Origin of the sequence: Desulforhabdus sp. TSK, assembly GCF_022836495.1 — a bacterium.
In the GTDB taxonomy this organism is placed as follows: Bacteria; Desulfobacterota; Syntrophobacteria; order Syntrophobacterales; family Syntrophobacteraceae; genus Desulforhabdus.
The window spans coordinates 1-25040 of record NZ_BQXM01000052.1; the positions used below are offsets into that span (position 1 = coordinate 1).

The 25040-nt window shown below is 58.5% G+C and carries 21 protein-coding genes; 15 read left to right on the top strand and 6 right to left on the bottom strand.

Translation table 11 applies throughout. From position 1 onward, the window contains the following. Positions 1-169: 169 nt before the first annotated feature. Positions 170-670, bottom strand: coding sequence for a PEP-CTERM sorting domain-containing protein (locus MWC30_RS20390; protein WP_244086049.1), 501 nt, complete (start codon positions 668-670; stop codon positions 170-172). Between the two features lie 354 nt (positions 671-1024). Further along, positions 1025-1708, bottom strand: a complete 684-nt coding sequence (locus MWC30_RS20395) for a rhomboid family intramembrane serine protease (protein ID WP_244086050.1) — start codon at positions 1706-1708, stop codon at positions 1025-1027. A 187-nt stretch (positions 1709-1895) separates the two neighbouring features. On the opposite strand from MWC30_RS20395, the gene MWC30_RS20400 reads away from it, so the two are divergent. After that, on the top strand, positions 1896-3446 hold the full coding sequence (locus MWC30_RS20400; protein ID WP_244086051.1) for a helicase HerA-like domain-containing protein: 1551 nt from the start codon (positions 1896-1898) through the stop codon (positions 3444-3446). 247 nt (positions 3447-3693) lie between these two features. Here the strand turns inward: MWC30_RS20400 and dfsP are convergent, their stop codons facing one another. After that, entirely contained in the window at positions 3694-4410 is a 717-nt protein-coding gene (gene dfsP / locus MWC30_RS20405; RefSeq protein WP_267461793.1) for a DUF166 family (seleno)protein DfsP, read from the bottom strand. A gap of 278 nt (positions 4411-4688) precedes the next feature. Continuing rightward, on the bottom strand, positions 4689-6038 hold the full coding sequence (locus tag MWC30_RS20410) for a DASS family sodium-coupled anion symporter (RefSeq protein WP_368860909.1): 1350 nt from the start codon (positions 6036-6038) through the stop codon (positions 4689-4691). A gap of 896 nt (positions 6039-6934) precedes the next feature. Here MWC30_RS20410 and MWC30_RS20420 point away from each other — a divergent pair. From MWC30_RS20420 to tmk, 4 genes are all read left to right on the top strand, one after another. Beyond that, positions 6935-9019, top strand: a complete 2085-nt coding sequence (locus tag MWC30_RS20420; RefSeq protein ID WP_244086053.1) for a PAS domain S-box protein — start codon at positions 6935-6937, stop codon at positions 9017-9019. Positions 9020-9055: 36 nt separating this feature from the next. Beyond that, on the top strand, positions 9056-10453 hold the full coding sequence (locus MWC30_RS20425; protein ID WP_244086069.1) for a sigma-54 dependent transcriptional regulator: 1398 nt from the start codon (positions 9056-9058) through the stop codon (positions 10451-10453). A 244-nt stretch (positions 10454-10697) separates the two neighbouring features. Then, positions 10698-11468, top strand: coding sequence for a lipoyl(octanoyl) transferase LipB (gene lipB, locus MWC30_RS20430; protein WP_244086054.1), 771 nt, complete (start codon positions 10698-10700; stop codon positions 11466-11468). A 17-nt stretch (positions 11469-11485) separates the two neighbouring features. Then, positions 11486-12151 carry a dTMP kinase gene (gene tmk / locus MWC30_RS20435; protein WP_244086055.1) on the top strand — a complete coding sequence of 222 codons (666 nt, stop codon included), beginning with the start codon at positions 11486-11488 and terminating at the stop codon, positions 12149-12151. Between the two features lie 39 nt (positions 12152-12190). Here tmk and MWC30_RS20440 read toward each other — a convergent pair whose 3' ends face one another. Together MWC30_RS20440 and MWC30_RS20445 are read right to left on the bottom strand one after the other, a co-directional pair. Beyond that, entirely contained in the window at positions 12191-13384 is a 1194-nt protein-coding gene (locus MWC30_RS20440) for an HD domain-containing protein (protein ID WP_244086056.1), read from the bottom strand. Positions 13385-13622: 238 nt separating this feature from the next. Next, positions 13623-14597 (bottom strand): homocysteine S-methyltransferase family protein, encoded by a 975-nt coding sequence (locus tag MWC30_RS20445; RefSeq protein ID WP_244086057.1) that lies wholly within the window; start codon positions 14595-14597, stop codon positions 13623-13625. Between the two features lie 352 nt (positions 14598-14949). Here MWC30_RS20445 and MWC30_RS20450 point away from each other — a divergent pair, with 352 nt between their 5' ends. The 10 genes from MWC30_RS20450 (at position 14950) to MWC30_RS20495 (ending at position 24919) form a co-directional block, all read left to right on the top strand. Then, positions 14950-15294, top strand: a complete 345-nt coding sequence (locus tag MWC30_RS20450; protein WP_244086058.1) for a hypothetical protein — start codon at positions 14950-14952, stop codon at positions 15292-15294. A gap of 38 nt (positions 15295-15332) precedes the next feature. Next, positions 15333-15851, top strand: a complete 519-nt coding sequence (locus tag MWC30_RS20455) for a hypothetical protein (protein WP_244086059.1) — start codon at positions 15333-15335, stop codon at positions 15849-15851. Positions 15852-16306: 455 nt separating this feature from the next. Further along, positions 16307-18154 carry a thiamine pyrophosphate-dependent enzyme gene (locus tag MWC30_RS20460; protein WP_244086060.1) on the top strand — a complete coding sequence of 616 codons (1848 nt, stop codon included), beginning with the start codon at positions 16307-16309 and terminating at the stop codon, positions 18152-18154. A gap of 52 nt (positions 18155-18206) precedes the next feature. After that, complete coding sequence (locus tag MWC30_RS20465) at positions 18207-18737, top strand: indolepyruvate oxidoreductase subunit beta (RefSeq protein ID WP_244086061.1); 531 nt, start codon at positions 18207-18209, stop codon at positions 18735-18737. Between the two features lie 42 nt (positions 18738-18779). Further along, entirely contained in the window at positions 18780-19661 is an 882-nt protein-coding gene (locus MWC30_RS20470; protein ID WP_244086062.1) for a branched-chain amino acid ABC transporter permease, read from the top strand. A gap of 58 nt (positions 19662-19719) precedes the next feature. Then, a complete protein-coding gene (locus MWC30_RS20475) occupies positions 19720-21594 on the top strand; it encodes an ATP-binding cassette domain-containing protein (protein WP_244086063.1) in 1875 nt (624 codons plus the stop codon). A gap of 37 nt (positions 21595-21631) precedes the next feature. Beyond that, positions 21632-22360: an ABC transporter ATP-binding protein gene (locus tag MWC30_RS20480; protein ID WP_244086064.1), complete on the top strand. Its 729-nt coding sequence runs from the start codon at positions 21632-21634 to the stop codon at positions 22358-22360. A 9-nt stretch (positions 22361-22369) separates the two neighbouring features. Then, positions 22370-23695, top strand: coding sequence for a phenylacetate--CoA ligase family protein (locus tag MWC30_RS20485; RefSeq protein WP_244086065.1), 1326 nt, complete (start codon positions 22370-22372; stop codon positions 23693-23695). 12 nt (positions 23696-23707) lie between these two features. After that, positions 23708-24703 (top strand): beta-ketoacyl-ACP synthase III, encoded by a 996-nt coding sequence (locus MWC30_RS20490; RefSeq protein ID WP_244086066.1) that lies wholly within the window; start codon positions 23708-23710, stop codon positions 24701-24703. A gap of 63 nt (positions 24704-24766) precedes the next feature. Then, a complete protein-coding gene (locus MWC30_RS20495; RefSeq protein ID WP_244086067.1) occupies positions 24767-24919 on the top strand; it encodes a hypothetical protein in 153 nt (50 codons plus the stop codon). Positions 24920-25040 lie beyond the last annotated feature (121 nt).

Here is a 25040-nt window from a genome sequence, read left to right on the forward strand (position 1 = left end):
CGGATAATGGCTTTACGTACTTCACGCAGGCTCCTCGTAGAGGCTTTGACATTAACATCGTAATATCACTTATCCGATTTCGTTCATCATATCAACTTTGTTTGAAAATATTTGCTTGGGTACTTAGATCCCTTTTATCAAAGATAATGAATCTATGGAAAAGATTTTGTCACGAGGCGAGATGTTTTTTCCGAGAGTCCTGCCGAGCGGAAGGGGGTGCCGCGGGGAGGTTCATTGTTTTGCCCTTGCCTGTATGCCGCAGGGCGACCGCAACGGCCCCGAATCCCAAGGCGAGAAGCATGATGGTGGGAGGCTCGGGCACCGGCGTCACAGCGGGTTGATCCAGGCCATTTCCTCGTGGAATGCCGCCATAAAGCGGCTTTGCATCTTCACTCGCTCCAAACGGCGAGGGAGCGGGCAACGGCTGGAGCTGGAGGGAAGCCGGCCCATCCCCTTGCCCAATCCCCCCATCGACGATGGTGAGTCCCCGACCGTTGTCTTCGAAATGAAAAAACCGTGTGTCCGGCTGCAAAGCGGCGTGGGGCACGCCATGCCCTGCAGCATTTCCGGGTCGGCCCGCCTTGGAATTCTTGTCTTCCCTGCACGCAGACAGCCCTCCAATGGAAAGGGTGCACAGGAGGATGATCATGAACTTCCGGAATGTCTGCATACAGGTCTCCAGCGGTTCTGCTTCCATGAGAGATTTTGCCGGTGTCGGATGAGCAACCCATGTGCTGAAATTTCGGCATATCGCCCTTCCCGGTTGAATCTTTTTACGGAAGGTGCATAGAATGCACCCTACTGTCGCAACTGGGCAGGGTGCATTCTATGCACCTTCTGCCTGTCCCATGGGATGAAAACCATTGCCAACCTGTTAACAGGGTGCGTTTTACGCACCATCGTTGGCTGATTCTTCGCACTCATCATTGCCGGGATCGTCGGTTTGAAATGGACCTCGTGAATATCCTGAAGAGCACGGTAAAGGCTGTCTAAAGCGACCCGGCCATTTTCTACCGCCGCCATCTCATCGATATCGAGATGTTTCTTTGAAGAGGTTCAAGAGCAACGCCCCACCCACGAAGCCACCGACATGAGCCCACCAGGCAACGCCCGCCACGCGATTCCCACTATCCAGCAGAGAAAAGGCCCCGCTGAAAAATTGCATGATGAACCAGAATCCCAAAAACACGTAAGCCGGCACGACAATGAGGTAGGGGATGAAAAAGACGGGAATGAAGGTGAGAATTTTCGCTCCGGGGTAGAGCATGAAGTAGGCTCCCATAATCCCGGCGATGGCTCCGCTGGCCCCCACCGTAGGAATGCTGGAGGAAGGGTTGAAAATGACCTGGATGACAGCGGCAATGAGGCCGGAAATGACATAGAAGGCTCCATACCGCGCGTGCCCCATTTCTCCTTCCACGTTGTCTCCAAAGATATAGAGCATCCAAAGGTTCCCAAAGAGGTGAAACCACCCACCGTGTAAGAACATGGAGCTGAAAAAGGGAAGTATTTGCTCGCCGAGGCTGAAATGTGCGGCAATGGCCGGCCGCGTGTAACGGACGGGTATGAGGCCGTAAGACCGCATGAACTCCTCGATACGGCCTCCCAGTTGGAGCTCGTAAAGAAAGACCAGCACGCAGACCCCGATGATGCAATAATTGACCAGGGGAAATCCCCTCGGCGGATTCATGTCTTTCAACGGCAGCATGGGGAATAGTCCTTTCTTTGAAAGGGATCGACAGGTTAGGCTTGCGTGGAGCCTTTGGATCGAAGGCCATTGCCGGGGTCATGGAAATTTTTCTTCTGGACCCTCTGCAGGATGTGCCTATACTGCCCCTCAGGTCGATTCCCTGACGTGAAATGCCGGTCACACAAGCCAGAATGGAGGTTTCATCATGAGCGCACCACTCGTCATTGCCAGGGCTGAAGGGAAGGATCTAGTTCTCCTGCCCCGGCTTGCCAACCGCCACGGTCTCATTACCGGCGCCACGGGCACTGGAAAAACCGTGACCCTTCAGAAAATGGTGGAAACCTTCGCTTCTATCGGGGTGCCGTCCTTTGTCGCCGATGTTAAAGGAGATCTAGCCGGCGCTGCCGCTCCCGGGGTGTTGACGGATCGACTCAAGGAGCGGTTGGCCACGATGGGAATTTCCGACCTCACACCTCAGGCCAACTCTGTAATATTCTGGGATGTCTTCGGAGAATTCGGGCACCCTCTGCGCGCCACCATTTCGGACCTTGGCCCCCTCCTCCTAGCGAGGCTGCTGAATCTCAACGATACCCAGAGCGGAGTCCTGCAAATCGTCTTCAAAGTCGCCGACGACAATGGACTCTTGCTCCTGGATCTAAAAGACCTCCGGGCCATGGTCCAGTTTGTCGGCGAAAATGCCCGGCGGTTCACCACCGAGTACGGCAACATTTCCGCGGCGTCCATCGGGGCGATCCAACGCGGCCTCCTCACTTTGGACGAACAGGGCGGCGACGTGTTCTTTGGTGAGCCCATGCTGGACCTGGAAGATCTCATGCAGACGGATGCGTCAGGCAGAGGAGTCATCAACATCCTGGCGGCAAACCGACTTTACAACAGCCCTCGGCTCTATTCCACCTTTCTTCTGTGGCTGCTCGCCGATCTCTTCGACAGGCTTCCCGAAGTGGGGGATCTGGATCAGCCGCGGCTGGTGTTCTTCTTCGACGAAGCACACCTGCTCTTCAACGATATGGCCGAAGCGCTCCTGGAAAAGATCGAACAGGTCGTGCGCCTCATCCGCTCCAAGGGGGTGGGGGTTTACTTCGTCACCCAGAACCCCCTCGACATCCCCGAATCCGTATTGGGGCAGTTGGGCAACCGGGTGCAGCACGCTCTGCGCGCCTTTACGCCCCGCGATCAGAGAGCGGTCAAGGCCGCAGCGGACACCATGCGCCCCAATCCGAGCCTGGACACCGCCCAAGCCATTACGGAACTGGCTGTCGGGGAAGCCCTCGTTTCCTTCCTGGACGAAAAGGGGCGACCCGAGGTGGTGGAGCGCGCGTTCATCCTGCCTCCTGCGTCGCGTTTGGGCCCTCTTACGGATGAAGAGCGTGAAACAGTCATCCGGAATTCGGTGCTGTACGGGCACTATGAAAAGGTCCTGGACCGCGAATCAGCCTACGAGAGGCTGATAAAGAGCGCCGCGGCGGCAGCCGCTCGGCGGGCACCCACGTCCCGGCCCTCCCCGGATGAACGTCGAGCGGACGGACTCGAACGAGGGTCCTCCCGGGAAGAGGCAGGCATGCTCGATGGGTTGGGAGATGTGCTGGAGGGACTCCTGGGGGGAGGAAAGCGACGCCGCTCCGACAGCATACTCGAAGCCGCTGCCAAGAGCGCCGCTCGAAGCATCGGTTCCCAGGTGGGCCGGGCGATCGTCCGAGGGGTTCTCGGCACCATGCTGGGCGGCAGCAGGCGCTGATGGCGAGTACATTCCAGCGAAAGCCATCACCTGGTCCGGGAGGTGAGGTTTGGAAGCCCCCCTTTGAAGGGGGATTGAAGGGATGTGCGGTGACGTTTACACCCTCCTGCCCTCCTCAATGCTCCTGACTCAGCGTCTCCCCGGTGAAAACCGGGGTATAGAGAGTCTTTATTTGCCGGGACTCCGGCTTTCGCCGGAATGCCGATCCAAGCTCAATTCAACGACATTGCCCCGCCCCTATGGGGGGTCAACGCCCGGTGGCGGTTCGCAGGCCTTCGTTGCCTCGACTGCAGGCCTCTATGGCGCGTTTGAGGGCGCTCTTATGCACCTCTCCGGCGAAATGGACGGGGCTTTTCCCATACAAAGGGTCCCATCCGGCCGGGTTCGCAGTGCAGAAAAACTGGGTCTCAAGTCCGATACGGATCGCGCCCTCCTCCGCCGGCAAGCCCACAATGCGCTCCCCCGCATCCCATGAGGCGCCGCAGGGAGCACCGCGAACCACTCGCAGGGATTCGATCCGTCCTCTCGAATCCAGGACCACTTCGTAATCGGGGGCACCAAACTGCTCCCCATATCTGCCCAGGCCGACCTGCCTGGCCAGGGCACATCAGGTGGGTGGTGTCAGGGCTTCCCGTATCTCCAGTTTTTTGCCCGATGCGATGACGGGGATGCCTCGCGCTACGCAACGCTTCACCAGTTCGTAAGACAGATCCGGATGGCGGAGAAAATCCAGCACCAAGTCCGCCTGAAAGGATTCCGGGAGATATTCCTCGGGATCATCCACAATGGGAGGCACCGCAGTATCGATGGAGATCACTTCCAGCAGGAAGGAGCCCCCTCCGAACCTCCGAATGCCCTCGATTTTGGATTGCCCGCTGCCGTTCTGCTGAAAGACCACTATCTTTTGAGGCCGCCCGGCAGCTGCGTCTTCTCTCACTTCTGTGTCCACCACTGCATCAACCACGTTCCCTCTCCCATACCAGAGTGTTCTTATGAAAATTCCTTTGATTCATAACATGAATGAGCGCGGTTGGGATGCGTTTTCTTGAATGGACTGGGAATCCGGGGCGAAAGGCATGAAGGCGCACGGCCGCTTGCCGTACGCCTTCATGCAATGAGGCGGCAGGATGGTGAGGGACACGGGCGGGGTGTGTTTTACGCACTATCGTTCACGGAAACCTTTCATCTACACGGCTGGTGCATGAAATGCACCCTACCCCAAGAGCATTGCAGACTTGGAATTCAGGCCAGCCCCACCATAGACAGGAGGAAGCGGAGGCCGATCCACATGACAATGCCTCCCAGGATGTCGAAGAATATGCCGGCTCGAATCATTTTGGTGATGGGAATCATGCCGGATCCGTAAACGATGGCGTTGGGGGGAGTGGAAACGGGCAGCATGAAGCCCCAACTGGCGCCCAAAGTGGCTCCGATGGCCGGAGGGATGGGGTTGACGCCCGCCGCCTGCGCCAGGGAAATCATGACAGGCACCACCATGTTCGCCGAAGCGGTATTGGAAGATGTTTCGCTCACCATGATGGCGATGAAGATGGCTCCGAAGGTAATGCCCCACACAGAGGTGGCCCCGCTCAGATCCAGCAGTCCCTTGCCGATGACCTCGGCGAGCTTCAGCTCAAACATGAGATTCCCCAGGGTGATACCACCCCCGAAGAGGAGCAGGGTGCCCCAGTCGATCTTCGTGGCCTGGCTCCAGGAGATGGTGAACTCCCTTTCCTTCCAGTTGACAGGCAGGAGGAAGAGCAGGGAAGCCCCGATGAGGGCCACCACTCCCTCGGGCAGGTACTTGCCGTAGGCCTTGGAAATGGGGGCGTCGGTCCCGTACAGGACGGCCAGGGCACCCGGGATGAGCCATAAAACCACGGTGACGAGGAAGGCGATCATGGAGTTTTTCTGGCCCTGTATCCATCTGCCCAACTGCCCCCGTTCGCGCTCCACGTATTCATGGCTGCCTTCGATATGAGAAACTTCCGGTTTGTGCAGGTAGTACATGAGGACGAACAACAGGGCGAAAAGGATGATCAGGAGCGGCACGGCGAAGAGCATCCACTGGAAGAAGGGGATCTTCACCTGGCAGTACTTCTCGATCATGGCAATGCCGATGAGGTTGGGAGGAGTTCCCACCGGGGTCCCGATGCCTCCCGCCGAGGCGGCATAAGCGGCCATGAGCATCATTCCCGTGCCGTAGCGAAGCTTGGTGGGATCCACGGTAGAGCCGGTTTTCTGAGCGACGATGTCCCCCATGGCGTAGATGATGCCGAGGCCGATGGGAAACATCATGGCCGTGGCCGCCGTGTTGCTGAGCCACATGGAAAGGAAGGCACAAATGATACCAAAAGCGCATAAAAGCCGACCCGTACTGCTCCCCACTGCCTTCAGAGACATGATGGCGAAGGCGAAGCGTTTGTCCAGGCCATGAATGGCCATGGATTCCGCCAAGATGAAGCTACCCAGGAACAGCTGGATGACCGGGTCTGCAAAGGGTGCGAAGACCTTTTTGGCGGCGAACGACCAGGTTGAGGTAGGGCCCCGCCATGAGCCGTGCCAGGGCTTCTTCCAAAGGCGCGTCTCCATCCACGTATTCCATTTCGCTGTAGATGTGCATGGCCTCCTTTACCCTGACACTCCTTGCCGTACTGTGCAAATGATTGAGAACATTCTTCCAGACCTCTGCCTGCTCACCAATAGAAGGCCAGGCAGGCGAAGCTTCCGCGGACGGCACGCCGTGTGCCGCCAGAGCACGAAGCATGTCCGCATGTCTCAGGTGTCCGATGACCATGAAATCGGCATCGTGCACCAGCACCCCCCGGGGACGATAAGCCCATCGGTCGTACCTCTGGCGGAAGGCCTCCAGTATCACCACTGCATCATAGATATTGCGATCTTCCGCCAGTCGGGGGCAGTCGGAAATCGGTATCATCAAATCCCTGGCTTTCATGTAAAAACCTCCTGATGAGCTTCAGCCATTCATGCATTCCAAAAGTCGCTCAAAGTTTTCCTTGAGCTTTCCGCCGAAAATATGAAGCCCCTCCAGGAATGTGCCGCTTCCAACTTGAGGCTCTTTTTTCGACACAACCAGCATAAAATCATAAAATCAATACATTGGACTCAGCATGCAAATACCGTACACAAACTTTCCCTCGTCTCCTCTCTGACGGAGGGGAGACCGACAGGGCCTTGCATGGTACCTCCCCACTCGCACCCCGGTCGAATTTCAGCCACTCTCCCTGCGGACGGGACCAGCCCGAGCCTTTTTCAAATCGTTTGTCCAATTAAATCCAATGGATCGACAGGTCGGCGAAATTTAGCCAGGGACCGGCGGATTTTCGCCGCTCTGACTGCCGTTTTCCTTCCTTCGCCCCAGATAACGCTCCCCAAATCTTCTCCACTCCATTAAATTATGGGAGATCCGCCGCGTCTGAAACACTGTGTTCCAAACAAGGTTTGAGTATTTTTAAGGAGCAGTCCCCATGGTCTTTCCATTCTCCATACGCAAGAAGCTGGTTTTCGCCTTTCTGGCGCTCTCCATGTTCCCCCTCTCCGTCCTGGGCATTTCCATCCTGCACAGCCTGCGAGCCATCGGGCAGCATGCCATCGACAGCAGCACCCATCAACTGGAGACGCGCGCCCGGGAATCCCTGGAGCTGCGGGCAGTGGAGCTGGCCGACCGCGTTCACCGCTTCCTTCGCTCGTGTGAAGCGGATGTGCTGACCCTCCGCATGCTTCCCCTCACCCCGGAGGTTTTCCAGCAGTTCGGTCGTCACCACCAGGGCGAAATCTGGACGCGGGAAGGAACCAACGAGGCGCCCGTGGAAGTCCGCCGTAAGATACCGCTTTATCGGGAGTTGGCTTTCATCGGAGCCGACGGCATCGAACGAATCCGCATCGTCGATGACACCGTCGTCCCGCCCTACGCCATGCGGGACGTCAGTCGACCGGAGAACACGACCTACAGGTCTGAGAGGTATTTTGAAGAGGCCCTGAAATTGAAGGAAGGCGGGATCTTCGTCTCGCGCGTGACCGGATGGTACGTCAAACGCGAGGAGCAGCTCCAGGGGGCCAGGGATGTCGAAAGCGCCGTGGAGGGCCGCAAGTACGAGGGGGTGATTCGTTTCGCGACGCCTCGTTTCCATGAAGACGGAACATTGGAAGGCATCGTCCTGCTTTCTCTCGATCACCGGCACCTCATGGAACTGACATTGCATATTCTCCCCACCGAAGCGCGCTTTGTGGTTTTCCCCAGTTATTCCAGTGGGAATTACGCTTTCATGTTCGACGACGAGGGGTGGATCATTTCGCATCCAAAGTTTTATGACATTCGAGGCCTTCGCCCGGACGGCAGCGGCTTCGATCCCCATGCGCCCGATTACACCCGGGAACGCCTTCTAGCGGGAGAGGTCCCTTTCAACTTGGACTTTGTCAGCTTCATCAACCCCAACTACCCGCTCATCGCGCGCGAGGTACGCCAGGGGCGCTCAGGGGTCACCAGCACCTTCAACGTGGGGGGCATTCCAAGAGTCATGGCTTATGCGGCCATTCCCTACCATCGGCCCCCTTATGACCAGCACAACGTCTTCGGAGGGATCACCATCGGCGTCGAAACGCTGAAGTTTCAGGAGCCCGCCCTCATGGTGGGAAGCAAAATCGATGAAATGGTCCGCCGGACGAAGGCGAACAGCCTGCTCTGCATTCCCACCCGCGTTTACCGAACGGGCGAAACCATGTTCGTCAAGGACATTCACCACGAAGTGCACGCCACTCCACTGGATCTGAAAATCGCCGAAGTGGGGGAACTCGACTTTTTCGTTTTCGCTCCCATCAAGAGCCGCGACCGCATCATCGGCGTCATGGGAGCCGACACGAAGATCAGCCGAAGGGAGATCCATTCCACTGACGTGGAATCCCTGCAGATTCTCGCCAACGATGCCGCCCGGGCCATCGAACGTTCGGAGCTTTACTGGCGCCTGGTACACGAGCGCAATTTCATCAAGTCCATCGTGACCCACATGACCAGTGGGATCGTGACCCTGGACGACGGAGGGAGGGTGACATGGTTCAACCCTTACAGTGAGAAGGTGTTCGACATCGGCGCCGAGGAGGCCATCAAAAGACCCTACTCGGAGGTTTTCGCCACTTTTCCGTCCTGGGTGGAGGTTATCCGTGGATACTTGGAGGCAGCGCCGGACAAGGTGCATTCCCTGGAACATTATTCGGTTTTCCAGGAAGGGCGGGAAAAAATTCTGGAGGTGCACTTTTCCACCATTCACCAGGAAAAGCAGAACAAAAGCGTGTACCTCCTTTTCATTCGGGACGTCACCCAGCGCAAGCGCATGGAGGAGCACATCCGGCGCTCCGACCGCCTGGATGAAATGCCCCGGGAGCGCGAATTGATCCAGCGGTCGCTGCATGAGATGGACCGCGTGGAGGAGCACAGAGGGCACATTTCCGTGACGAGCCGGCCGGGCGAGGGGACGACCTTCTGGATAGACCTGCCGGTGTCGGAAGGGTCCATCGCCACAGAGGAAAGCCTGCATTCTGAACCGCGCACTGCCTGACAGCGCAAATTCGACGGAGCAAACTCGTTGGCAGCTATGGAAAAAATACTCATTGTAGATGACGAGCCTTTCATCTGTGAAAACCTCGAAAGGATTTTGCAGGAAGACGATTACTCCACCGTTGTGGCTTCTTCCGGCCGGGATGCTCTGAAAAGCATCCAGGAGGAACCCATCGACCTGATCTTCCTCGATCTGAATCTGCCCGATATGAACGGGCTGGATATTTTGAAAAAGGTCAAGGAATGGGATCCCAACCTGCTGGTCATCATCATGACGGGATACGCGTCGGTGGAATCGGCCGTGGAGTCCCTCAAGCTGGGCGCCTACGACTACATCAAGAAGCCCTTCAAGGCCGACGTGATCCGGCTCATCGTCAAACTGGCCCTGGAAACCCAGAGCCTCAAACGGGAGGTGCGCTCCCTCAAAAAGCAGCACGAGGGGATGCTCGGGGGACAGCCGGTCATCGCCGAGAGCCCCGCCCTGCGGGAAATCCTCGAGCAGGTACGTGAGGTGGCCAGGCACGGCGAGGCGACGGTCCTCCTTACGGGAGAGACGGGCACGGGAAAGGATCTCATCGCCCGGACCCTCCACAACCTCAGTCCCCGCTCAGGCCGGCCCTTTCTTGAGATCAACTGTGCCGCCCTCCCCGAAAATCTCCTGGAAAGCGAACTGTTCGGGCACGAGAGCGGGGCCTTCACCGGGGCGCGGGGCAGGAAGATCGGGCTCTTTGAAGCGGCCGACGGCGGCACGATCTTCCTGGACGAAATGGGGGAGATCGATCTCGGACTGCAGGCGAAGCTGCTGCGGGTCCTGGAGGACAAAAAGGTGCGGAGGCTGGGGGGAACACGCGCCCTGGAGATTGATGTTCGGATCATTGCCGCCACAAACCAGGATCTGCGCGAAGCCATCAAAGAGAAGCGGTTCCGGGAGGACCTCTTCTACCGACTGCACATCGTTCCCATCCACCTGCCGCCCCTGCGGGAGCGGCCTGAAGATGTGCTGGCCCTCTCCAAGTATTTTCTGTCGGAATATGCCAGGAAGTTTTCAGGCGGGTTCCGCGCCATAAGCGAAGAAGCACAGAAACTGCTCCTGGTCTACTCCTGGCCGGGAAATGTGAGGGAATTGCGTAATGTCATGGAGCGGATCTGCATCATGCACAAGGGGAAGACGCTTCAGCCGGAGCACCTTCCCAAGGAGTTGACCCAGGGGCCGGGAGGGGGCGCCCTGCACGCCGAGCCCTTCGACTACCCCATTCCCCGGGAGGGGATCGACCTGGAAGCCGTCGTGGACGAATTCGCCACTCACCTCATCCGGCGCGTCCTCCAGATGGCGGACGGCAACATCTCCCAGGCCGCCAAGCTCTTGAAAATTCCGCGGGGCACGCTGCGGTACAAGATTGAAAAGATGCAGAGGGGAAGCGACCAAATGGCATGAACGTAGCGGTCTTTTATCATCGCTGCTTCCAATGCCTAACCACGACACCTGGGCTAAGACTCCTGGAAGAATCACACAACACTATTGCCGATGTGCTCGATTTCCAATAAGTTATTTGCAGGAAAAGGATTTTGGCTTTGATCGAGTATGGGATTGGCGGGGATGGCGGTAGAGATGGAGGGATACATGGGGCTTGGAGCTTCAGAGATCGCTCCAGTCGCCGCATTGCCAGAAAAGAAGGCTCATGAAAGATCTGAAAACCACCCCATCCAAAGTTTACGCGCAGAAGACCTGGCTCTACCTGGATCTGGGCCTACTGGATTACAGGAAGGTTTGGCGCCTGCAGGAGCAGCTGGTTGCCGCGCGGCAGTCGGACGCTGTGGAGAGGGATGTTTTCCTGCTCCTCGAGCATCCCCCGGTTTTCACCCTGGGCCGTAAGGGGGGGCGGGAAAATCTCACTGTTCCAGAAAGTTTTCTGGAGGAATCGGGCATCCCCATTTTCCACGTGGAGCGGGGCGGCAACATCACCTTTCACGGGCCGGGACAGCTCGTCGGGTATGGAATCGTCCATCTCCCCTCTGCGGGCCTCCTGGTGGTCGATTATGTCACGCGGCTGGAAGAGGTCATGATTCGGACGGCTGCCCACTGGGGGGTAGCTGCGGTCCGTAATCCCCTGAACCGGGGAGTCTGGGTCGGGAACAGCAAGCTGGGGAGCGTCGGAATTGCCGTGCGGCGGGGAGTGTCGTTTCACGGCTTCGCTTTCAATGCCAATGTCTCCCTCGATCCCTTCGGCTGGATCCACCCGTGTGGGCTCAAAGGGATCGGAGTGACCTCCCTGGCGCGCGAATTGGGGCGTCCGGTGCTCCTGTCCGAAGTTCGCCATGCCCTGAAGCAGAACATCGAAGACGTTTTCCAGGTGAAGCTGGGGGCTGCAAAACTGAAAGACCTTGGAATTGCGGAGCCCTATCAGGCCGAGAAACAGGCAAGTGAACTGAACAGTAAGATCTCAGCATGAAAGGAAATTCACCACCAATGAAAACGACCTCGGGCGTTGCGGCTCGGTTCATCAGCTTCGAAGGAGTAGACGGGTGCGGGAAAAGCACGGTCATGGACCAGATGAGCGCGTGGCTCCAGGCAGAGGGTATCCCTCACATTCGCACCCGGGAACCGGGAGGGACTGTGCTGGGGGAGAAAATTCGGGCATTGCTCCTGGATCCCTCCCATGGCGACATGCATCCCCGGTCGGAAGTGCTCCTCTACACCGCCAGCCGGGCCCAGTTGGCGGCACAGGTGATACAGCCCGCCCTGGCTGAAGGTCGATGGGTTCTGTCCGACCGATACACCGACGCCACCCTCGCCTACCAGGGCTACGGCCGGGGCATGGACCGGCACGCCCTGCGCCGCATCCAGGATTGGGCGACGGGAGGACTCCAGCCCCACCACACGGTGCTGCTGGATTGCGACCTGCGGGTGGCCTTTCAGCGCATGGAAGCCCGGGAGGGGGCTCCGGATCGCATGGAGCAGGAGCAGGAATCCTTCCATCGAAGGGTGCGGGAGGGGTATCTGCAGCTAGCCGCGGCGGAACCCGAACGCTTTTTCATCCTCGATGCCGGCAAGCCCCTGGCAGAGGTTCTCGACAGCTTCCGAGACAATTTCTGGCTCCCCCTCCTCGGCCGCATCAGGAGAGAAGCAGGGTGAAACGGAGCGTTTTCAGGAGCACGGCCTCCTGCCTTCCATTCAATTGAAGTAATCGAAAATCTGCCCGAAGTTGATTCCCCCGATGACGGCCCCTTTGTACTTCTCGTACATGTATCGCTTCCCTTCCACGAGGGGCTGAGACTGGATGCCGTGGTGTATGGAGAGGGCCGCTTCGATGAAGGCCGCCAACTTGTCGCAGCCCTTGATGATGACGCCGTCCACCGGGGAATAACGATCCTCGTTGTACCTGGCCGCCAACTCTTCGCTGGAGATCCCCTTCTTCACTTTCCCGTCTTCCACCACTTTGTTGTCGAATTCCTCCTCCAGGAAATAATTGATTTCATGGCGCAGGGACTCGGGCAGGAGCGGGAGGATACGCTCTTCCAGCTGGAGCCGCTCGTAGGCCTTGATGATTTCATCCAGGCCTTCCACGGAGCTCTTGACGGGAGAGACGATGTCGCGGGTCAGCACCTCCGGGAGATCATGCAGTAGTCCGGCAAAGTAGTTGTTGTGGATCCGCTTGTCGCAGGCATTGATTTCCACGGAACAGAAATACGACATCATGGCGACGATGAGCATATGCCCCAGCACGGAGGTTTTGGGGACGCGGGGCGACTGTGCCCAGCGCTGCTGGAACCGGAGCTGCCCGCACAGGTCGACAAATCCGAAGGATTTCTTCCGCAGGGAGATCTTCTGGACCCCGATGAGATCGTAGTGGTCTTCGATTTGATTTTCGATTTCTTCCTTCGTCCGTTCGATACCGTAGACAAAGGGAGCGGTGTTGTAAATGATCTGGAATTCCCAGTTGGTGGCCAGGTAGTGGGCCGCCCGCAGCAGGCGCTTCTCCAGCCGCGCGTAGTCCTTGTCAAAAAGATACCTGTGGAATTTGGCTCTGAAGTCCCCTTTGATGGGATGGATGTCGTCCTGGAGCTTTTTCAGCACCAGTTCATTGAGCTCATTGCCCTTTTCACTCATGAGGGTGTGGAACACCGGCGGCTTGATGTCCGTGAGGATCACGCGCTGCAGAAATTCGAAAATCCCGCCTTCGATGAGCAACCGCCAGTCCACCGCCGCCTGCCGTTCGTATTCTTCCATCTTCCCGACGACATAGGCGATGATCATCTTGTGGGCCTGCTTGTCGAGCTCCGTGAATTCCACGGGCCTCACATGGTCGTTCCACCGCTGAATGCTTGCGGCTTCGTAGAGCCTGTCTATCAATCCTTTCCGGATCATCGGGTACTCCCCGTCTGAGCATCGGGCGACTGCACCGAATGCTCCGCTGTTCGTTCACCAGGCGTCAGGCAGGAAATGGGTACCCGCCCTGCCTGTTCATCCGTCGTTTGCCATGATTTGCAGGGTGCGTTTCACGCACCATTGTTACCACAAGGATTTCCAGCGTAGGGTGCGTTTTACGCACCATTTTTGACACGAGCATTTCCTCACTCAGTACGGAGGGTGCATAAAATGCACCCTACCCCTGACACCGGTGAGGCCTTCCCCGCGGGTCATCCTTCGCCCGTGAAGATTTCAGCAGCCGCGCAATGGCTTCGATGTGGCGCCCGTCGGACCCGCAGCATCCCCCCAGTATTTTTATGCCGAATTGGTCATGGAGGCGCACCATGGCTGCGGCGTAGACCTCGGGGTCTTCGGTTTGTGTTTCAGTGGAATTGTTCAGTTCTTCGGGGCTCAGGGCCGAGGTGTTGGCTTGAATGCCCACGAGCCTCGAAGCGACCTCCGGGGGCTGATTTTTGAGAGCCGCTTCCAGCACGGTGGGATGCACACAGTTGACCATGTAGATCCACGGCTTGGGCTCCACTGCCCCGTCGATGGCGGCGATGGTCTGAGCAAGGGAGGTCCCGTCCAGGAGATGGCCGCTGGGGCGAATGACGAAGCTCAGAAGATAAGGCCTGCCCGTCTCGGCCATGGCCCGCGCGAGCCCCATTGCCTCGGACAACGCCGGCAGCGTGGCGGCATGGAGAAAATCGATGTCCGTTTCCGCGAGCCTCCCCGCCTGCCACCGGTGGAACTCCAGGGCATCCTTTTCGGGCAGAGCTTCCGCAGGCTTGTAAGAATCCCCTTTGCAGCTCAGTAAGCCTCCCAGGAGCACCTTTTCGGCATAGGGGCCGTATGCGCCTCGAAGGTCCGTCATGAAGCGGACAGCATCTCCGATCACATCCCTCTCCCGGTAGGACGAAGCCGGAATGCGCTCTCCGTTGGCTCGCCACGTCGGGGTAGCCAGCAGAAAAGGCAGATCCGCACGGCAGCCCACATCGATGTATTCCCGGTAAATGCGCGTCATTTCCGCGCGCCCCGTTTCGTCGTAAATCAGGCTCGTATTGATGAGCAGTGGATCGAGGCGTATGGACGGATGGCGGTTCAGTCGTTCGATGACCGCACCTTCCGCCAGGACCACAGGTGCTCTCTCCACGGTTTCGATGCTGCGCATGTTCGATCTCCTTCCGAAAAGTAAACTATGGGAACACCCCGTCCTGCGAAGCTCCCTCTGTCACACGATCTTGTACCAGATAGGCAGGCGAATAGGGAACAACGAGTTTCAAGAATTCGAGCCATGAAAGGGTTCACCAGGCCGGGCCGCCGCGGTGCGGCAATCTCCGGAGAGTTCAAATGCGGATCGCGGGGTCTTCTTTTGGAACCGCCAGGTTCCCGCGACGCTTGAAAGGAAGACAGATCCTGGTTACATTAAGCACGTTTGCCGCCCTCGACCTTCCGAGGCAATTTCAGCCCGGAAAGATAGAATCATCTGCGTGAATGCCCGTTGCGCTTTTTAAGGAGACACCATGGAAATAGTGGAATCCGCACCTTTTCTGGAAAAATCGAAAGATGACATGTTTTATGTGGGATTTCTCAAAACCGGTGAAGCGTGGTTTCCCCTTTGCCATGTGAGCAACCCGGAAGAAAATCAGAAGTTCGACACGCTTCTTCTATCCCATACTTATCCCCTGATGGCTGAAACCGTGGAAGGTTACGCCAAGCAGGTACCCTGCATCGAGCAGACTTTTGTGCAGTATTTGATGGCACAGGAGATTCAAAACCTGGTCGATCGCTATGCTCTGAACCAGGTCCTCGTTCTCGCACCCGATGAGACTGCGGAAGGGTGCGGCTGCGGCTGTGGCTGCCACTAGATGTGCCGTCCCGGAGTGACAAAGAAAGGAGTTCTATCATGGCACGCATTGTTTACTGCCATCCCAGCCTGACCCAATATGAATATCACGTCTTCACCGACCTGGATTTTTGGGACACACGGCGCGTGGTCAGAGATCTTGCCCTGGTGAAAAGGAATTTCGGCAATCAACCCGAGGGGGATGAATTCCCCACACAGATCGTCGGAAATGACCTCAGCCGGCAGACGGTGGCGGAGATCGAAAAACGTGTCAAGAAGGCCATCATATCCCCGCCCCGCCATGTCATCGTTCGGTCCATGATCATGGAGGGTTTTTTTGAATTCGATCCCATGCTCTTCTATCCTCAACACTGGACACCGGACCGGATGATGCGCTTCACCCAAAAGCGCCTCCCTATGAACCAGAGCACCCTGTCCAACATGTATCAAACGGTTCAGCTCTCCTGGGTGGATGGAAAGATCCGGGTGGATCGCGTTCAAAGAGAGGAAATCGTCAATCCGACCATCCGAACTGCCGAGGAGGCCCGGAAGCTTTTCGAGGTGCCCAGCTGTTTCTGAGCCTTCCTTCTGCAGGCTTTGGGGGAGTCCAGGCCGACGGTCTTTTCCGGATTCTCCCGTAAAGCCGGCGGGAATGAAGGATATCCCTTGGGACCGACCTCCCTAAGTCAAGCCTTTCCCTGCCGAATCCTCCAGAGCAGGCCTTTTCCTTCTTGACCCCGGGGTAGAGCTTTGTTACTGATGCTCGCTGCATTCGTTGTGCTGTGCATTGTGCATGGGTCAAGCAATTTCGCATCTAAATCCTGCGCAGCGGATGCTTTTCGTGATGCCCCCGTCGTCCTTTTCGAAAGCCTGAATCCAGGAATTTTGATGGGTCATGATTTCATGGACCCCGGCTTCACCGGGGAGACGGCGTCTTGCGCATGCACCTCCAAATGAACACCCCTTAACGTAAACATTTCATTGCAGTTGAAGGGAGACGATCCCCGAAGATCCCTCAAGGTGAGGAGAGCAAGTTGACCACACGAAAGATTCTTCTTGGAAATGAGGCTATAGCGATAGGACTGGTGGAATCGGCCTGTACCATGGCCACATCTTATCCAGGCACTCCCGCTTCGGAAGTCCTGGGCACCCTCGTCCAGATCAAGAAAGAGGAGGGGCTGCCCCTCCATCTGGAGTGGTCCATCAACGAAAAAGTCGCCTTTGAGGTCGCACTGGCCAACAGCTTTGCGGGACGTCGCTCGGCGGCCATCATGAAGCAGGTGGGGCTCAATGTGGCAGCGGACCCCCTCATGAGCGCCGCATACACGGGAGTGAAGGGCGGCTTCGTCCTGGTAGTAGCAGACGATCCCGGTCCCCACAGTTCCCAGACGGAGCAGGACAGCCGCCTCCTGGGCATGATGGCGAAGGTTCCCGTTTTGGATCCTTCCTCCCCCATGGAAGCCCGTGACATGCTGCCCCAGGGGTTCGCTCTCTCGGAACGCTTCGAGATTCCCGTCATGTTCCGCCCGACAACGCGCGTGTGCCATGCGCGGCAGGACATGGAAATGAAGCCCCTTTCCCCCGCCCATTCAATCGCTCAATTTGAAAAGAACCCTGCCCGTTGGGCCGCGACCCCCAAGTTTCGGCTGGTGCTGCACGGGCAGCTCAATGGGAAACTGGCGGAAATCGCCGAGGAGCCGTCCCTCGCTCCGAAGCTTTTGAATCCGGGAATTTCCACTCCTCCCCATGGATCTCGACTCTGTATCGTGGCCTCCGGTGTCGTACTGGCCCATGCCATGGAAATCATGAGGGACCTGGGACTCTGGGAGAAAATCCCCGTATACCAGGTCACCATGCCCTTTCCGCTTTCGCCGAAATTCAGGGACAGTATCCTGGCCCAGTACGACAAGGTCCTCGTTTTGGAAGAGAGCTATCCGGTGATGGAGCTGCAATTCCAGAACAGGGAAAAAGTCCAGGGCCGTACCACCGGCACGGTTCCCTCGGCGGGTGAGTTGCTTCCCGAACGCGTGGAAGACATCCTGCGGACCTTCGCCCAACTGCCTCCGGCGCCCCGTGTGGAGCCTCCCACCTTCCCTGGCAGGCGCCCGACGCTCTGCGCCGGTTGCCCACACCGAGCCAGTTTTTATGCCATTCGAAAAGCCTTCCCCAAGGGGATCTACCCCAGCGACATCGGGTGTTACACCCTTGGAGTGAATCTTGGGGCTGTCGACACGGTGCTCTGCATGGGCGCTTCCATCAGCCAGGCAGCAGGATTCTACCATGCCTACCGTTCGGTTCCCCAGGAGGAAGCCCCGGCCATTTGCGCCACCATCGGGGATTCCACCTTTTTCCACGCCGGGATTCCCGCTCTCATCAATGCAGTCGTACAAGGCGCGCGTTTCGTGCTGACCATCCTGGACAACAGCACGACAGCCATGACGGGGCACCAGCCCACTCCCGGCTTCGGGTCCACGCTGGACGGCACGCCCGTGCCTCAGCTCTCCATTCCGGAGCTCGTGAAGGCGTGTGGCGTCGGCTTTGTGGAGGTCGAAGACCCCTACAAGCTGGATGCGTTTACGGATCTGCTGAAGAAGGCGGACCTTCACACCCGGTCCGAAGGCGGTGGAGTGGCCGTGGTCATCGCCAGGCGGCCCTGCATCATGGATCGGAATCAACGGGGCAGCTGGGTTCGTCAGGAAATGGCCGTCAACGAAAAATGCAAGGCCTGCGGTCTTTGCGTGAAGCAATTCGAATGTCCGGCGCTGCAGTCTCAGGGTGAAAAAGAGCCGGTCCGTATCGATCCCGCTCTCTGTACCGGGTGTGGCGTGTGCAGGTTCGTCTGTCCACACGGGGCACTGGAGGCGGTTTCCAGCACCCCCTGAGGTTTCAGGCGGTATTCCAGGCAGTGAAGGGCAATTCATGAATGAGGTCAAAATGCAGCAGATCATAGTCAGCGGCGTGGGCGGGCAAGGCGTCCTTTTCATCACCAAACTGCTCGCGGAAACGGCCCTGGAGCAAGGGTATTCGGTACTGATCTCCGAAACCCACGGAATGGCACAGCGGGGCGGAAATGTCATCAGCCATCTCAAGATTGCCGATGGAGGGTCTGTCGAAGGAATGTCGAGCCCGCTCGTCCGGCCGGGAAAAGCGGATGTGCTCCTGGCCCTGCATCCTGACGCCGTCAAGGCCCACGGCTTTTACTTGAAGCCCGACGGCACCGTCATCTCCAATGTCCCCGACTCCGAGGGAAAGCATTCCCTCAATGCCTCCCGGATTGCCGAGGACCTTGGAGCTCCCATCGCCGCCAACCTGGTGCTTCTCGGCTTCGCCGTGGGATCGGGCGCTCTGTTCTGCGGAGCAGAGCAACTGGAAGGGACGCTTCGGAGGCTCGGCGGCAAGCGACTGGAGCTCTCCCTGAAGGCCTTCCGAGCCGGAGCCGGCGAGGCGCTCAAAAGCCGGGACTGAGTATAAACAACAAAGGCTATCCCCCGGGGGTGATTTCTTCCCATGTTCTGGCTTTTGATTCCGCAGTTTTTTGTTTCGGGCATCACGACGGGGAGCATTTATGCCCTCATCGCCCTGGGGTATTGCCTGATCCAGAACGCCACGGGGCTGGTGAATTTCGCCCAGGGGGAATTTGTCATGCTCGGAGCCATGATGATGGTCTCCCTCACCCACGTGGCGCAGCTTCCCATGCCTCTTGCCTTCCTCATTTCCACTGCCGCTGTCGCGGTGATTGGGGTCGCTCTCGAACAGGGGCCTCTGCGCCATTCCAGGAACCGCGACATCCTGACGCTGGTCATGATCACCGTCGGCGCTTCCATCTCCATTCGGGGAGCCAGTATGCTGGTGTGGGGGAAAAATTCCCACATCTTTCCCCCCCTGGGAGGAGAATCTCCCATCGTTCTTTTCAATGCGGCCATCATGCCCCAGTCCTTGTGGATCCTTGGGATATCTCTGTGTGTCCTGGGGCTGCTTTACCTGTTTTTCCACCGCACCCTCCTCGGCAAGGCTGTCAGAGCGGCGGCGGACAATCCCTTTGGAGCGGTGCTTCTGGGCATTTCCGTGCGCAGGCTGGTGGCCCTGGCCTTCGCCCTGAGCGGCGCCCTGGGTGCCCTGGCGGGAATCCTGGTGACCCCCATCACGAGCATGAGCTACGACGCCGGGTTGATGCTGGGACTCAAGGGCTTCGCCGGAGCGATCCTTGGAGGGTATGGGAGCACGGTGGGTGCAGTGGTTGGAGGGCTATTACTGGGCATCCTGGAATCGTTCGGCGCCGGTCTGATCTCCTCGGCTTACAAGGACGCCATCGCCTTCATCATCCTCCTGGCCATCCTTTTCGTGCGACCCTCGGGACTCTTTGGAAGCGCCCGCGTGAAAAGGCTCTAGCCATGCTCCTCCCCAGTCTATTCCATCGCCACGGAATCCATTCACGGGAAGGCAGGAAATGAGCCGCCTCTTTTTTGTCCCCAAAGATTGGCGGGCGATCCTGCTCCTGGCGATTTGCGTCGGAACCCTCCCCCTCGGACTGGAAAACGACTACTTCATGCTCATTCTCAATGTGCTGGCCCTCAATGCTTTGGTGGTGCTGGGGCTCAATCTCCTCATCGGCTCCACGGGACAGGTCTCCATCGGTCATGCTGCCTTTTACGGCCTCGGAGCCTATCTTTCCGCCATCGCCGGCACCAGCTGGCAGTGGCCTCTGCCCGGGGCTTTCGCTTTCGCCATCATCCTGGTGGCTGCCGTCAGCCTGCTTTTGGCCCTGCCCACCCTGCGCCTGGAGGGCAATTACCTGGTGATGGCCACCCTGGGATTCAACATCATCGTCACGATCCTTTTCAACCAGATGGAGCCTCTCACGGGAGGCCCATCGGGATTTCCGGGCATTCCCCGCCTCTCTCTCGGCTCCTTCGTTCTGAGCACCGATCGCCGGTTTTATTATTTCATCTGGGCGGTTTTCCTGGCGGCGTTCTGCCTGACGCTGAATCTGAACGATTCACGCCTGGGGAGGGCTTTCAAGGCGATCCACGAAAACGACCTCGCTGCACAGGCCCTGGGTATTCCCTCCTTCAGGTACAAAGTCGTCGCCTTCGTGCTGAGCGCCGTCTATGCGGCCCTTGCCGGCTTCTGCTACGCGCATTACGTGACCTTTATCAGCCCGAAGACCTTCGATATTTTTTATTCCGTCCAGTTGGTGACGATGGTGGTGGTGGGCGGCATGGGAAGCCTGTGGGGGGGATTGGCCGGCACGGTGCTCCTGACTTTCCTGCCGGAGCTCCTGCGCCACTTTGAAGATTTCTATGTCCTCACCTATGGCCTCATCCTCATGGGGGTGCTCGTCTTCTGCCCCCAGGGACTCGTCCCCGTCTTCCTGTCTGTGCGATGGCCGTCGACTTGGAGGAAGCGCCCTTCCCTGGCCGCCCGCGCGTCGTCGGATTCCTCCAGGGGAGGCGAGCCTGCGTCCTCCCCCTCCCAGGCTCTCGGCAGCGGCATGAGTGAATCAGCCTTGTCTCTGCGATGCCTGAAAGATCCCCATGCCGGTGGACGATCCGATGCGGCTGCCCTTCTGAGACTCAGGAAAGTCACACTCGGTTTCGGAGGACTGCAGGCCCTGCAGTCGGTGAGCATGGAAGTCGGGCAGGGTGAAATCGTGGCCCTCATCGGCCCCAACGGGGCCGGCAAGACGACCCTTCTCAATATCATTTCAGGCCTTTTGAAGCCCCAGCATGGTGAGGTGCTCCTGGAAGAGAAAAGCCTCCTGGGACTCTCTCCCCATGAGATCGCTGCCTGCGGCATCGGGCGCACCTTTCAGAGCGTCCAGATGTACCACCAGTTTTCGGTGCTGGAAAATATGCTGGTGGGATTCCACGTGCAGGGGGATTCCGGGTTCCTGGCCGCCTGCCTGCACATGCCTGGAGAGAGGCGTGAGGAGGCCTTGCTGAGAGAGCGGGCGTCGGATCTTCTCCAAGATTTTCACATGGACGCCAAGGCCCACCAACCCGTGCAGCACCTCAGCCTCCTGGAGCAGAAGCTCCTGGAAATGGCCCGCGCCCTCGCCCTGCGCCCCCGCATTCTCCTCATGGACGAACCCGTGGGGGGACTCCATCCGCGCGAGAGTGAGCTGCTGGTGAGGTACATCACGCTCCTGCGCCAGCATGGCATCGGAATCGTCCTGGTGGAGCACGACATGAATGTCGTGATGCGGGTCGCCGACCGGGTGGTCGTGCTGCAGCACGGTTTCCGCATCGCGACGGGCACGCCCAAGGAGGTTCAGCAGGACCCGAGGGTGATCGCCGCCTATCTCGGTGTGAAAAGGAGCTGACGGCGTTGGAATCTCTCGAGGGGAGGTTGTCGAAACCATGCTGCAGGTGAAGGGACTTTCAGCCCGCCACGGCTCCATCCAGGTCCTCCGGCGGGTCACATTCCACGTGGCCGAGGGAGAGATCGTCTCCCTCATCGGGGCCAATGGAGCGGGCAAAAGCACGCTGCTGCGCACTCTCAGCGGAGTACACCGGGCTTCGGAAGGCGACATTATCTTCAGGAACACTTCCATCGGGCAGATGCCCCCAGAGCGCATTGTCCGGCTGGGTCTTGTCCAGGTGCCCGAAGCACGCCAGTTGTTCCCGAATCTCACGGTCCTGGAAAATCTCGAGCTGGGGGGATACATCTATGGACGGAAGCACGTGGAGGAGCACCTGGGGGAAATGTTCGAGCTGTTTCCCGTTCTTGCCGACCGCCGTCGCCAGAAGGCAGGGACCTTGAGCGGCGGCGAGCAGCAGATGCTCTCCATCGCGCGGGCGCTCATGGCCAGGCCACGCCTCCTGATCCTGGATGAACCCTCCATGGGGCTCGCGCCCCTCGTCGTCGAAGAGATCTACCGAACGGTTCAGAGCCTGCAGCAGAAGGGAACGACGATCCTTCTGGTGGAACAGAATGCCATGGGGGCCCTGACCATCGCCGAGCGTGCTTACGTTCTGGAAACCGGGCGCATCGTCCTTTCGGGGAATGCCGCCGAACTGATGGAGCACGATGATGTGCAGCGGGCGTACCTCGGCAGGGACTACCAATATAAATGGGAAAAAAAATAGGGGATGACGATGCCGCAGAATACCGTCCATGCGTTGTCGCGCGACGCCATGCGCCAGTTGCAGATGGAACGGCTCCAGACGACTCTGAACCGCGCCTATTTCAACGTCGATTTTTACCGGAAGCGGATGGATGCCCTGGCGTTGCTGCCGGAGGATGTGGGAAGCTTTGAAGACCTGCGGCGGTTCCCTTTCACCACGCGCCACGACCTGACGGAGCACTATCCGTACGGCCTTTTTGCCGAGCCCCTCAAGAGCATCGTCCGCCTGAAGATCACCACGCCGCCCCTGCGGGATGAAGGCAAACCCATCGTCATGGGCTTCACGCGGCACGACGTCGCCATGTGGCTGTCCCTCATGGTGCGCGTCTACGAACAGCTCGGCATCACGGACCGCGACATTCTGCAGGTGGCGTTCAATTTCAGCCTTTTCCCCGGAGCCTTCACCTTCAACCAGGCCGCCGAGGCTCTGGGGGCGACCCTGGCCCCCTCCGCCACCATCTCGGCGACCCTGCAGCTTCAAATCATGCAGGACTTTCGGTCCACCGTGCTGGCCACCACGGCGGCCTTCGCCCTCCACATCGTGGAGACCCTGGAGCGGCAGGGAAAAGATGCCCGCGACATGGACCTGCGCCTCGTATTGCTCGGTCCCGAGCCCCTTTCCGAGGTCACCCGCGAGCGCCTGGAATCGGTTTTCAAGGTCCCGGTGCATGGGCTCTACGGCGTCACGGAGATGGTGGAGCCCGGCGTGGCGGGAGAATGTGAAAAAAAGGAAGGACTGCACCTGGCGGAAGATCAGTTCCTGGCTGAAATCGTCCATCCCGTCAGCGGGGAGCGCGTCGCTTCGGGACAAGAAGGTGAGCTGGTGCTGACGACGCTGACTGCCGAAGGGTATCCCCTCATACGCTACCGCACGGGAGACATCACCGTCCTGCGTGAAGGGCCCTGTTCCTGTGGACGGACGACGGTCCGCATGGCTCCTGTGCTCCGTAGAACCGACAACCGCATTTCTCTCCGGGGCATCACCTTCTATCCCGATGACGTGGAAAAAATCCTGCGCGCTTCGGACCCGGTTCTGGAAGATTTTCGGCTGGTCATTCACACGAGCTACGGCATCGGGCAGCAAATGGAGATTCTCCTCGTCCGGCCCATGGACCGGGATTTTCCGGGTGGCAGCCGTTCCCAGTACCTTGAACTGCAGCGCAGCCATGTCCGGAGGGTTTTGGGGCTCGGAGCGAGGATACAGCTCGTGGAGCGGGAGCGCCTGCCCATGGAGGGGCTTTTCCACAAAACCGTTTTTCGCAATATCTCCCCGTGGTACGGCACGGAGAAGGATTGAGAGGAGAATCGAATGGTCAGGAGTGTGATTGCGGGCATCGGGAGCTATGTTCCCACTGAAGTGGTGACAAACGATGATCTGTCCAAGCTGATGGATACCAGCGATGAATGGATCCGTTCACGGAGCGGCATCGAGGAGCGGCACCACGCCCCGGAAGGAGTCTCGTGCTCGGACCTGGCTCTGGAGGCCTCGCGGAAGGCCCTGGAGGATGCAGGACTGTCTCCTTCGGATCTCGATTTCATTATCTTCGCCACGCTTTCTCCCGACCAGAATTTTCCCGGCAACGGCTGTTACCTCCAGGCTGAGCTGGGCGCGGGGCCTATCGGCGCCATGGACGTCCGGACCCAATGCTCCGGTTTTCTCTATGCGTTGACAACGGCGGATGCATTCATCCGGGCGGGCATCTACCGGAATATTCTCGTGGTGGGGGCGGAGCTGCAGTCCAGTATTCTCGATTTCTCCAACCGTGGCCGGAATGTGACCGTTCTGTTCGGGGATGGGGCCGCGGCCACCGTCGTCAGCGCCTCGGAGGATGCGGACCGGGGTATCCTGTATTCTGAGCTCCACGCAGACGGCAACTTTGCTTCGTGTCTGCAGATGCGAGTGTGGGACATCTCGCGCAAGCCGTACATTTCCCGCGACATATTCAAGAGCGGAGCCATGTGGATGGAAATGGACGGACCGGCTGTGTTCAAGCATGCAGTCATGAGCCTGACGGAAGTGGCGGACAATACCATCAAGCGCAGCGGCATCAAAGCGGAAGACATCAAATACGTCATCCCCCACCAGGCCAATCAGCGCATCAACTTGATGGTGGCCGAGCGGCTGGGATTCCCCCCCGAAAAGTTTTTGAGCAACATCCGGAAATACGGGAACACCAGCGCGGCATCCATCCCGCTTCTCCTGGACCAGACATACCGATCCGGCATGCTGGAGCGAGGGGATCTGCTCCTGCTGCTGGGGTTCGGCTCTGGATTCACATGGGCTTCCACACTGCTCCGCTGGTAGTACCCTGTCACCTTTGTTCCGCAGGGTACCCCCCGTTGATTCCCCCCCTCGAGGGGAGCAGGGGTGTGGTGGATTGCCCGGCATAACTACTTTGACGGAGCAGCAGCCTCCGACTCGTGTGAAGGTGAAGCGCTGCAGCGCTTCACCTTCACCCTGGAAACCGTCGGCGTGGTTGAAGAAAATTCAGCATGGCATTTCGATGAAACTTGCACCTAAATTGAGCGATTTTGGGATTTAAAGAATCTACCCTTTGGAGTATGTTGTTGAATCGACAAAGACTTTGCCGAGAATTTGTTCGGATTCAACTCAACCCAAAGGGTAGGAGGTCATTATGACC